The following is a 12,790-nucleotide window of genomic DNA, read 5'->3' as shown; positions in this document are numbered from 1 at the left end:
CGAAGCTCTTTTGACGATCGCGAGCGCAACATCTGACGAAAGCACGGAACATTGGATCGCATTCCCAGGGAGCTGGTCGCGGCACATCTCTCAAGCAGGGCTCTTAAGCCCGGCCAGTAGCCCGCAGATCACCCGATCTCTCACCCCGCAAAATTACGGGACAAAACTTAAGGTAGTGTGAAAAAGGAGATCCTGAGATTCACGATTCACAAACGAGGCACGTTCTGAAGCCATTTTGCAGAGCGGCCGGATTCATGAGAGGGCATTTTCGTAGATCTGGCTGGGCACAATTCTCTCACCGGTTGCGCACCATTGTGGAACCTGTGCCGCGGCATTTGCGCGGGGATATAACGCAGCGCGATCTCTAGGCTACGGCAGCAACGAAACCACGCTTTACAATCGTTTGGCCAGTGAGCGAGAGCCTGGAGTAGATCGGTGAAGCAGAGCGGGCGTTGGTGGAAACCTCGCCGTCAACTTTCTACGCAAATGCGTATGAGCTTCTGCTGCTCCGGGGACGCAGTACCTGGCGATATCCCTTGGCGCCACGTCAGCGCGCGACAGCGGGCCTGACATAGACACTTTCGTACTTCCCGATATGGTCCTCAGTCCAGCCTCGCTTTCCTACGAGGAACTGCCTCAATTCATCATGCCCCTTAAGCCACAAGACTGCATCGATATGGTACTTCTCGAGCACCTCATCCCAGGCGGCTTCATCGACCTCCCAATGCACGAGCTTGAAGTAGTCGCGGAGCAACTCATCAGGATAAGCCGTGGCCGCTCGGCCGTCGACAAAGAGCCGGACTGATCCATGGGTAAGGAAGATCAGATATCCTCCGACGTTCCAGTGGTTGAGCACTCGCGCATGCGCAAGATGCGTCTGCAGGTATTCGGCGTCCTGCTCCGACAACATGTTTGGCAATGCCATCGCCGGCTTTACTCGGATTAAAGTAACCGGAAGGACACATGCGCCAACGAGCGCTGCAGTCAGAAGCGCCCGCTGAATTTGTGGCTTGGGCAGCCGAGTGGGAAGAAGCCGATCGAGATGATGAGCCACCGGCACCGTCGAAAAGATAAAAAAGAATGACATGTATCGAAACTGGTAAAGTCCCAGCGCGAGAAATGCCCAACACAGAATGCGGTGCTCAGCGCGGATTTTCGCCGTTACGGCGTACCGCAGTTCCAGCGCGATGAACGCAATAATGTAGGCCATTCCGGGAAGGCTGCCCGGAATTTCGACATTGTGAGAATAGGGAAGCCACTCTCCAATATGTCCCTGAACAAAGTGTCCCAAGGTAGCCGCCACACCTTTGTAGATTTTCCAGCCGAGCGGATTGACCAAGGTAGCCGCTAGGCAGCCGCAACCAGCCACTACGATGGCTTTTAAGTCGTGCCAGTCACCTCGGAGAATGGCCCCGCCACCGAAGACAGCGAGGATCATGAAGCCAAGCACGAATCCACCGTGCAAATTCACCCAGAGCACCATCAGCAAGGGTAGCAACGACAGTTTGGTCGGCCGCAAACACTCCCGGTAGAAGACCACGCTGAATACCATGGTCGCGATGTTGGGAGATGCCGCGAGATAGCTGTTAGGCGCCGTATCGTAGGAGGGATACAGCAAGCAAGCCGCAAATGTCCCGATGCAGGCGGCGAACGCGGAAGCGCCACTTCGCAAGCAAGCCGACGTGAGATATCCAGCGATCAGGATTCCGCACACCAAGACGAGGACAACAAGACCTGCGTATCCGCTGAACTTGAAGATTGTGCTGGCAACCACGTCCCATAGCCACGAGAGGTTGAACCACTGTTGGATCCCGAGGGTGAACGACCAGGGATCCTGGAAGGGGATGCGCTCTTCCGTTCGAATCAGGTCGCCAGCGGCAAGGTGCCAGCCAAGGTCGTAATGACTTAGGACGAGTGATGCGTTGGAAAGATAGAAAACGCTCAAAAGAGAGATCAGGAACGCGTAAGTTCCCAAGTGGTGCGACGGCGGCTGATCGGTCGCAGCCGACGTGGCCAGCACCTCACGCCCGGGTATCGTCTGCTCGCACATGTTGTACTTCTGCCTTCCCAGCAGCGCGCGCAACCCACTTCGTTACCGATATTTTTGCGCTACCTGTACCTGAATACGGGAGGGCGTCTAAGGCGGAGTAAAAAACACGTTCGCATCCATCTCCTCGCACGGACAAATGGACGCTAGTTAACAACCTATGAATGACAGATGTGCCCGGGCCGGCTGATGGGAACGGCATTTTGGACGGGCGTCCCCAGAGGCGAGGAAGTGCCGCCGTCATCGCGATGAAAGGTGAGTCTTGTCAACGATCGTAGCTGGCTTGCCGCACCAGTCGACGAGGGACTTACTTCCCCCTCGTCTGGCGCCGAGATTGAGGTGTTCGCAATCCTGCAGAATCACTAGTTGCTGGCGTGGCGGCGGCAGAGGAAGCGGAGGCACGTCGGCAATCAGGCCGAAATGAGATTGAACTGGCGCGCCCGACGAATCGAGCGAGCCAGCTTTCGTCTCCGTGTACCTCACCCTCTACGCGTGCCAAGCGGCCGCAATCGATGCCTGCAAGCTCGGGTCGCTGGACGCTGCCTGGCTCCCTGCGCTGGTCGGATCGAAGCCCGCATGGCTAGACGAATAGCTCGCCATGGCCTGGACCAGCTGCGAGATCTGGCTGTCAATCTTGAGACCGCCGGCGGTGATCTCCTGCAGCTGGTTCGATGGCGCCGAAAACCAGTTCTTGATCGTGACGTTCTGAGTCGTGCCGAGCAGATCGATCTGCAGATCGTTGCCGGACTGCAGGAACCAGAGATCGTTGTCCGTCACGCCCGTTCCGAAAGCTAGCTGTCCGCTGGCGGTAGAGCTGCTCGCAGTTCCGTTCACGATCGTCTCCTGGCCCGCGCTGAACAGGTACCGATCGTTTCCTCCGCCACCGATAAACGTATCATTGCCGGCGCCGCCAACAAAAACTTCAGAGCTAGCTGTTCCTGCCAGCGTAGCCGAACCTGCTGTGCCGGTAGAGCCGGTCCCGACCACGAGCTGCACCTGCTGGTCGGCAAATCCGAGCGAAGCAATGCCGGACAACGTGTCGGTTCCGTCCGGACTGCCGCTGCGCAGGTCGCTGACCACGACCTGATTAGCCGAATTCAAAGATACCGTGTAGTTCGCAAAGTTGCCGGTGAATGCGACCGTATCAACCCCGCCCCCACCGACGATCACATCGTTGCCTCCGGATCCGACGAATATCTCGTTGGCCGCGGAGCCGCTCAGCGCATCGACGCCCGCCGTTCCCGAGACGACCCCGATCGCTGCGTCAGCGAAGATCAGCTGCGTCAGGCCTACCGCGGAATTGGCGCCCGATGCGCCTGCACGAGTGTCTAGGATCAAGACATCGCCGAAGGCATCGGCGGCAAATCGATAGCTGCCGTAGCTTCCGGCAAAGATCAGGCTACCGGTCGCAGCCGCAAAACTGTTTGCTCCTGCCGGCGCCGTCAGCGTCACGACCTCGCCGCCTCCATTCTGGAAGTAGCGAACCTCGACCGCATGCGACCCGATCCCCAGTGTCACCTGGCCGGAGACCGTGTTATTGCCGTGCAGCCCGTCATTGTTCACGACCCGCACGCCATCGATGTAGAGCGCGGAGCCGTCGTCGGAAGCCAGGCTGAAGGTATAGGTTCCAGCCGTCGTGATGGTGAGGTTGGCCTGGTAGGCCGTCGCGAAATTGACGTGCGACGAGGCTGGCCAGGCGGCGTCTGCGGTGCCCGAGATTTGGGACACTGTCGTCACGAAGCTCGGCGCCGCCCCCCAGTTGACGTCCGACAGCTGCGACGGTCCGGACGTCAGGGCAAAGAAGTTCGCGACAAAGCCCGCTTGACCGTGCCACGCACCCGCCATCGCGCTCTGCAAGGCGAGGTCGCCGGGGACCTGCGAGACCGACGCCGGATCAAAGCCCGGGTGGGCCGCCGTATAGGCTGACATCGCCTGAACCAGCGTCCCGATTGCGCCGCCATCCAGCACCGTCGTTCCTGCAGTGATAGTCTGCAACTGGCTGGCGGAGCCCGCAAACCAGTTTGCGACCGTCACCCGCGTCGCTGTGCCGACCACGGCGACCACCAGATCGTTGCCCGATTGCGTGAACCACAGCTTCTGCGCTGTGGCCCCGCTGCCGAAATCGATCTGGTTCTTCGCGCCGGCCGTCGCCGACAGATTGATGGTGGCTTGCCCCGTGCCGGACGACACCCGGAACAGGTTGGAGCGTGTGCCGCCGAACGCCGTCTCGGCCCCATCACCGAGCACAAAGATGTTGGAGCCCGTCGCGTTGCCGACCAGGGTCGGATTGCTGCCGCTTCCGGTCCAGGTGAAGGTCAGCGACGCGTCCCTGACTGCGGCCCGGTCCCAGACCGTGCCGTCGGCAAACCGGACCTGCTGGACGCCGCTGGTGCTCGACTGCACCATGTTGTCGATCCTGATCACATCGCCGTTGTTGCCGATCGTGAGGATCCAGTCGTTGCCGTTTGAGGCGACGGCCACCCCCACGTCGGACGGCCGGATTCCGGCTCCGAGCGACAGCACATTGGCCGCGGTGCTCGAGCTGTCGATCTCGTCGATCTCGAGCTGGCCGTATCCGGTGTTGAACACGAACGTGTCGTTGCCGCCGCGTCCATGCGCGATATCATTTCCTCCCTTGCCGTCGAATGTGTCGGCTCCGAGCGAGCCCCAGAGGACGTCGTTGACGGTGGTGCCCGTTGTCTCCAGCGCGAGCAGCTGTTGCCGCGACAACACTGTACCGTCGGCGAACGCCACCGACTGGATGCCGCCTGTGCTCGTCAGGTCGCCGTGAATGTCGATTTTGTCGGTGTCGTCGTTCCGGATCCGAAGGATCAGATCGGCGCCATTCTCGACCTGCACATAGATGTCCTGGGCAGAGATGCCGGCGCCCAATTTGATGGCGCCGGTCGCGCCGGCGTTCAGATTGACGTCCGTCCGCCCGACGCCGCGGCTGTAAAGCAGGGTGTTGGTGCCCCCCACTGCTGCCGCATTTGCAAAATTGACCGAGACGTTGCTGGCGGTGATTTCATAGACGTTCGAGCCGTAGCCTGAGCCCGATAGTCCAGCCGACGACGTGTTGCCGAGCCAAGTGAAGGTGATCGGCACCGACGCTGAGCCGCCCAGCGCGATTGAGCTGCCGTCGCTGAACACCAGTCTATTGATTGAACTGGTGGCGACACCACCGCTGATCGTCAGATCGTTGTGTACCAGAATGTTGTCGAGCGCGTTATTGCGGAACTTGACGATCATGTCGCTGCCGCTGGACTGCAGCAGCACGTCCTGCGCCGAGATGCCGGTGCCGAACTGCAACGTGCCCTTGCTCGCGCCGGGCCATACCGATAGGGCACCAGATCCTGCCGCATACTTGACCGTGTTAATTCCGGCGACACCGTTGCTGTAATCGCCGAACCCGAGATTTCCGGATGCCGACACCTCGAACACGTTCGAGCCGAAATTCGAGTTGCCAAGATTGAAGCCGTTGGTGTTACCGACCCAGGTGAAGGTAATCGGCACCGAGGCCGAACCTCCCAGCGCGATCGAACTACCGTCGCTGAACACCAGCTGATTGATCGAGCTAGAGGCAACACCGCCACTGACCGTCAGGTCGTTGTGAACGAGGATGTTGTCGCCTGCATTGTTGCGGAACTTGACGATCAGGTCGCCACCACCGGCTTGCAGCAGCACGTCCTGCGCACTGATACCCGCGCCGAACTCCAGGGATCCCTTGCTCGCGCCAGGCCAGGCCGTCAGGCTGCCGGATCCTTGCGCATATTTGATCCGGTTCGTTCCAGCGACCCCGTTGCTATAATCCGCAAAGCCCAGATTTCCGGCTGCCGACACCTCGAATACGTTGGAGCCGAAATTGCTGTTGCCGAGGTTGAAGCCGTTGGTGTTGCCGACCCAGGTGAAAGTCAACGGTGTGCCTAGGCCCGCAGCCGGCTGTCCGACCGGTAGCACCGCGCCGTCACTGAATGCGATGCGAATGATCGCGCTGGAGACGCCCCAGGGCTGTACGGTAAGATCCCGCGGCACGGTGATGACGTCGGTGCTGTTTCTGAACCTGATCGTCAGGTCGCCATTGCCATTCGCCTGGAAGTAGAGATCGGACGACGAGATCCCCGCTCCCATCCGGATCGTCGTGACCGTATTAGCAACGGTCACCTGGCCGCTTCCGGCGGTGAAGGGATACGCGTTGGCGTCGCTCGATCCCGCCAGGATGTCCAGGATCTGCGCTTGGCTCCAGCTGGCGCCATCACTGAAGCTGACGGTGGATAGCGTCCCGTTGCTGAACTGCGCCTTCACCGTGACGGTCTTTCCCGTCGCCGTATTCGCGATGACGAGGTCGGAGCCGTTGCGGCTGAGCGTTACCGCGGTCGAGGCAATATCTTGCATCACCAGGATGTTGCCGCTCGTACTGTCCTCGATGACGTCGTTGCCGCCCGTCGAAGTGTAGATGTAGGTGTCGGTTCCCCCCTGGCCGTTCAGATAGCGGTCACCGGCTCCTGCCAGGATCGTGTCGGCCGCGTTGAAGCCGTAGATCGACGTCGCGCTGGAGCTCGCTGCCTGCTGCAGCACGAGGGCCCGCAGGTCCGCCTGCTTCCAGACCGTGCCATCGTCGAACACGACCTGCTCGACGCCCTGGCTGAACCAATCGTCGAGTGTCTGCTTGATCAGGACCGAACCACCGTCACCGGCGCCCGGCGCGCTCTCGGCAATCACCAGGGTCAGGTCGTTGCCGTTGCGGACGAAGCTGATGTCGGAAGGCCGGATCCCCTTGAACTTCAGATTATCGTAACTCGAGGCGTTGCCCACCGTTCCCTCGATGATGGTGTCGTTGCCATCACCGCGGTTGTAGATATAGGTGTCGTCGCCGCTCCCGCCCGACATCACATCGTCGCCGCGTCCACCGGTGATGACGTCGCTGGTGTTGAAGCCGTCGATGACGTCGTTGCCGGCGGTCGAGTATTGCGTCAGCACCTTGAGGCGTAAATCGTTCTGCGTCCAGACGGTCCCGTTGTCGAACACGACCCGCTCGATGCCCTGGCTGAACCAGTCGTCCAGAGTCTGCTTGATCAGGATCAAGCCACCATCCCCGGCGCCCGCCACGGTTTCGGCGATGACGAGCGTCAGATCGTTGCCGTTGCGGACGAAGCTGATCGCGGCGGGGTCGATACCTTGAAGGCGCAACGTATCGAACGTCGAGAAGTTGCCGGCCGGCCCGTCGATGATGGTGTCATTGCCGTCGCCGCGGGCGTAGATATAGGTATCATCTCCGGCGCCGCCGTTCAGCGTGTCGTTGCCACGCCCGCCGATTAGGATGTCGTTGGTGTTGAAGCCGTTGATGACGTCGTCGCCCGGCGTGAACGCCTGCGACAGCGCCGTCGTGCGCAGATAATTCTGGTCCCAGGTCGTGCCGTCGTCGAACACGATGTTCTCGACGCCCTGGCTGAACCAGTCGCCTAGCTCGTCCTTGAGCACAATTGAGCCGCCGTCATTGGCGCCGGTCACGCTTTCGTTGATGATGAGCGTAAGGTCGTTGCCGTTGCGGCTGAACGAGATGCTGGCCGGGCTGATCCCTTTCAGCCGCAGCGTATCGATCGTGCTGTAGTTACCGGAGGTGACCTCGGTGATGACGTCGTTGCCGTCGCCACGGTTATAGATATAGGTGTCGTCGCCGGCGCCGCCGGCGAGGGTATCGTCGCCCTTGCCGCCTTCGATCACATCATTGGTGTTGTAGCCGACGATGACGTCGTTGCCGTCGGTCGACGCCTGGGCCAGCAGCTTCAGCCGCAGATCGTTCTGGGTCCAGACGGTGCCGTCGTCGAACTTGACCTGCTCGATGCCGCGCGCGAACCAGTCGTCGAGCTCGTCCTTGAGCAGGACCGAGCCGGCATCGCCGGCCCCGTCGGCGCTCTCGGCGAACACCAAGCGCAGATCGTTGCCGTCACGGACGAGCGTCACGTCGGCCGGATCGATGCCCTTGAGCACCAGCGTGTCGAAGGCAGAGGTCTGCGCATCCGGACCGTCGATGATGGTGTCGTTGCCGTCGCCGCGGGCATAGACGTAGGTATCGTCCTCGCGGCCGCCATCGATGACGTCATCGCCCTTGCCGCCTTGAAGCGTGTCGGCATAGGAGAAGCCGTAGATCACGTCGTTGCCGTCGGTCCCGGCGCTGGCATCCATGCTCTGGATCACCTCCTCCCAGCTGACATAGGAGCCATCAGCAAAGGTGAAGTACTCTATGCGGTCGATGGTGGTGTTGAGCAGACCGTAATCGACCCGGAACTGCCCCTTGACGGTCACGGCATCATCGGTGCCGTTGATCGCGATTGTGACATCGTTGGAATTGCCGTCGCGGTGGAACGACAGGTCATCCAGCGTGATGCCCTGACCGAAGCGCAGGAAGTCCGGCCGCTCGCCCCAGATCCAGGCCTGATTGTCCTCGATCGTGTCATGACCGTCGCCGCGGCCGAACATGTAGGTGTCACCGCCGTCGCCGCCTGACATGGTATCTGTGCCGAGACCGCCGTTGAGAACGTCGGCGTCCGGCGTGCCGACCAGATTATCGTCGGTCGCGTAGGATGGCATTCCGACCGCTTTGGCGAGGTCGAGCTTGCTCCAGGTGGTGCCGTCAGCGAACTTGATCACCTCGATCGACTTGTCGAAATCCTGATAGGCCGTCACAAGGCCCGGCCGGCGGCCGGCGAACTCGTCGATCACCCGGATCTGGTTGTCGGTGCCGTTCTGGGTGATGACGAGGTCGAGCCCGTCACGCACGAAGGTGAGATCGGAGACGTTGAGGTGGGCGAACCAGATCGCGTCCTCCTGGTTGTCGCCAAGCCCCTGCCAGACGTCCTGAATGACATCGTGGCCAAAATTGTAGCCGACCACGTAGGCGTCGTGGCCGCCCTGCCCTTGGACGACCTGATCGGAGCCATTGAGATAGAAGATGTCGTCGGTGGTGTCGCCGCCGGTCAGATTGCCGTTGCCGATCACGAGCTCCGAGGCCGGGATGTCGAACAGCTTGTCAGCGACCGCCTGCAGCGACAGGTTGACCGGAACGTTCTCGAACGCATTGACGATGTTGGCGAACAGATAGGCGTCGGTGATTTGCCTTCCCTGGTCGTCACGCTGGAAGTCCGGCAGCATCATGCCGATGATGCCCTTCCATTGCTCCAGATAGCTGCCAGCTGCGGTCGGGTCGCTCGGCGTGTGCTGGAAGATCTGCTCCAGCATCGGCGCGAACTGTTGGTCGGTGGTGGGCTTGAAGGTGTCGGTCGCGACATCGTAGGTGATGCCCGCGAAAAACGGCTTCAGCTCGCCTTGCATGGCAACGCGGATGGCGAGCCTGTTCAGCACGTTCCAGCCAGCGGTGACCGCGTCGGCGGCGCGCGAGATGGCGTCTGCGCTCGGATTCGTCGGAATACCGAGGCCGATCTGCTCGCCGGTGAAACGCTCGAGGAAGGCGATATCGGCGGCCGTCAGCGTCTGCCAACTGCCCTGCTCCGGCGTGCTGCCCAACACCTGCTGCAGCGTCGGCCGCTCGATGACCACCCCATTTGCATCGCGCACGGCCTGGCCACTGGCATAGGCGTAGAAAAGACCCTGGTCATCCGACTTGCTGATGATGAAGTCGTAGAGCACCGCCCCCTTCTCGTTGGTCGTGCCGACAAACTGAAACTCCGCCGTCGGCTCGGTGCCCGGCGTGCCTGAGGGCACGGGAACAGCGGCCTGCCAGGCGTAGAGAATCGGACGAACGGCCTCACGCAGAGCGGACAGCGAGAGGGAGGCCATCGACGGCAGCGCGGCGTCGACGACATTGATCAGGCTCGGCTTCAGCGTCATTGCGACGCGCAGGTCGGTCAGCGTGCCGAACCCTTTCAAATTTGGCCGGCTCGAAGCCGCCGCGCTGATGCTGGAATCCCCCAGCCACGTCGTATTGTAGTTGTCGGTCTCGAGCTGGACATCAGCGGCAAGCCCGGTCGAGCCATCGGCGCGCATGAAGGTTCCCGTCGCGGAGATCGTATCGGCGCCGTCCGTGTAGGTCGAAGGCGTCGATCCGGTCCCGATTGCGACGATATTGAGGTCAGCCAGCGACTTCAGCTCGCCGGCATCGGTGATGCCGTCCTCGTTGGCATCCACCCAGACTTTGAGCGACGCGAACGTATCGGACGTATCGATGACACCATCACCGTTGAAGTCGGCAAGCCCGTCGTCGAGCGCGCTGACCGCCCCGTCATGATTGCCGTCGAGCTGGGCCAGCTGTGTAAAGCCGGACACGGTCTCGTTGCCGAACAGCTCGCCAACATCATCGACCACACCATTGCCATTCAGGTCCCGAACCAGGAAGCCGTCATTGCCACCGATCCAGCCGACCGGCTCGGCAAAACCGTCCTTGTCGATGTCGAAACGAACCCGCGAAGCCTCTTGAATCGTGAAGGCGATACCATTGCCATCGAGATCGAGCACCAGCGGATCCTTGCGCCCGTTCGGCTTTCTGCCGTAGAGCGCCTGACCAGCCTTATCGAGCGCAGTGAGCTCGGCCGCAGCCGTCTCGAACCCGCTCGTCCACATGTTGCTCCGGACGGTCTTGAATGTGATCTCGACGACGTAAAGGCCCGCTGTCTGGTTGCTGCCGGAAACCCCAAAGTTGAAATGAGGAATGTAGGTCTGATTTCCGTCAGAATCGGTAATAATCAGATCACCAGTTTTGTTTCGACCGTACTGATTGTCGAAGACGTCATAAGCATACGGGTCTTCCGAGCCACCCCAGCGAACCGCTCCAGTAAGAACATGATCATAATACGTGATCCTGTCATCAGAACTCGCGTCCTCAATCAGAAGTTCACCGTTATGGGACAACTCGATCTGATCTTGACCGTCGCCCGTCTTAACGATCGCACCGGGATTGTTCAACTTGAAGACGTCGCTCTTAGATGTACCAATTATCTTATCAAAATTGAGAAAGGACGGCTTAGAGCCGTCTAAATGTCCATCTATGAATCTCACGCCACCTTGAAGTTTGGAAAGATCCAAAACATCCGGCTCATCGGCGGGATTTCCTCCAGCATCAATCTCTTCCACCGAACTCAGAAGATCTAGACTGTCCGCTCCAATCACAACCGTGTCGGATTGCGATCCGAGCTTAAGCTTTTCTATAGAGACGAGACGGTCACGCCCGCCAAATCCATTGTCGGTTACAAGAATCGGCACGATACCGTCAACCATATCCGACGCCGAAACAGCGTTCTGGTCGATCAGGACCTTGATGCCTTTGCGTCCGGGCAGCCCAAGATCTCCGGAGTAGTCAGCAGTATCGATCCCATCCCCTGAAAGGGGCAACCCTCTGTCTCCACCATGCAGTAGATTAGCCCCTTGCCCTCCGACCAAGATATCGTCCTGCAATCCCCCATACAGGAAATTGTCTCCCGGACCACCGTAAATTCTATCCGATCCATCATAACCGAACGCTAGGTACACACCTTTGTTCGCGCGATGCGACATGTCGATAAGATCGACGATGTCAACTCCCCCCAAGACTGTAGAGCTCGAGAGGGGCAAATCGCCGACCCTGAGGACGGCCACATCGCGGCCTTCCGAGTATTGAATTCCAAGGGCCATCCGCGCGAGCCGCGTATCAGGTACGAGCATCCCAGCCGAATAAGAGACCATGTAATCATCGCTAAGCCCCATCTGAGCGGCAACGATGTTTGTATCAGCTGCAGTTTCTCCAAGATCGTCGAATGTCGAGCCATTTAAGTCCGAATTAGTTACATTGTTTTTGTAAGGCCCAGTACCTACTGGATCGTCTTCTCCCGCGATTGCATGAATCAACTCATGGATTATAACCAACTCCTGCCGAAACTTAACTAGCTCACCTGAGCTGTTCATAAAATATGAATTTTTTATTGCAGAAAGATTGAGTCCCACCGTCTCGCTGAAGCGGTCGGTGATTGCCGTGGTCGTGGGGGGCGTTTGGAAAAACTTGATAAGTTTTCCTCCGCTTACAGCACTCTCCAACAGCGAACGTGCATACGCAGAACTGTCGTATAGCTGCTTCAATGAATCGCGAATGGAATTTTGCTCATCCGGGGTGAATTCGATTTCTGAATTGTTCGGATTGCTCCAGGCGGCTTTATCCGACCAGAAGTCAACGGCCTTGCTTACTGCTTCCCAGCTCATTGGCGTTCCTTAAACGGCTATATTTATCTTCTTTGCTCGATGAGATCATAAAATGATCTCTGGATTGCAATCAGCTCAAGACCAATCAGGGCGTCGTGATCAATCACACCGGCAACGTAACCGTGCCCAACGCCAATTCGGGTACAGGTGCTGATGGATGTAACAACCTTCACTGCGTCACGGTCGAATGTTCCTTTGACAACCCTTTCGACCCGAGCGTTCATCACAGCGAGCCGGCCGTATTTTTGAGAGCTGATATCGGCCTCAATGCCGACGATCGTCACCTCTAATATGACGGGCGCATTGACCTGCGTAGGTATATGGTCAAAGAGCACTCCCGTTTGCACGCCGGCCACCGCGCACGCTGCTGCCTGATCGAACCAAGCAAAATAAAGAGCGGCAGAAAGAGCACAAATCCTCAACGTCATACAACTGACAGCGCGACCTACCCCGCTGATTTTCTGCGCTCGCCTCTCGAACATGCGCCGCTCACCATTTGCAACGTTCATGCAAGGCAAGCTCATAAGCTTCCGCTTTCCCTGATCGATCTGGCTAACCAGT

General features: G+C 59.4%; 3 protein-coding genes. All 3 read right to left on the bottom strand.

What is annotated here, in order from left to right; genetic code table 11:
* Window positions 1-547: 547 nt before the first annotated feature.
* Complete coding sequence (locus QW845_RS12235; RefSeq protein WP_315753318.1) at window positions 548-2,083, bottom strand: hypothetical protein; 1,536 nt, start codon at window positions 2,081-2,083, stop codon at window positions 548-550.
* Window positions 2,084-2,533: 450 nt separating this feature from the next.
* Window positions 2,534-12,229 (bottom strand): calcium-binding protein, encoded by a 9,696-nt coding sequence (locus tag QW845_RS12230; RefSeq protein WP_315801839.1) that lies wholly within the window; start codon window positions 12,227-12,229, stop codon window positions 2,534-2,536.
* A gap of 23 nt (window positions 12,230-12,252) precedes the next feature.
* A complete protein-coding gene (locus QW845_RS12225) occupies window positions 12,253-12,738 on the bottom strand; it encodes a hypothetical protein (protein WP_315753314.1) in 486 nt (161 codons plus the stop codon).
* Window positions 12,739-12,790: the final 52 nt, after the last annotated feature.

Source organism: Bradyrhizobium sp. SZCCHNS3002 (assembly GCF_032377435.1).
In the GTDB taxonomy this organism is placed as follows: Bacteria; Pseudomonadota; Alphaproteobacteria; order Rhizobiales; family Xanthobacteraceae; genus Bradyrhizobium.
This window is presented reverse-complemented; position numbering and strand designations above follow the sequence as displayed.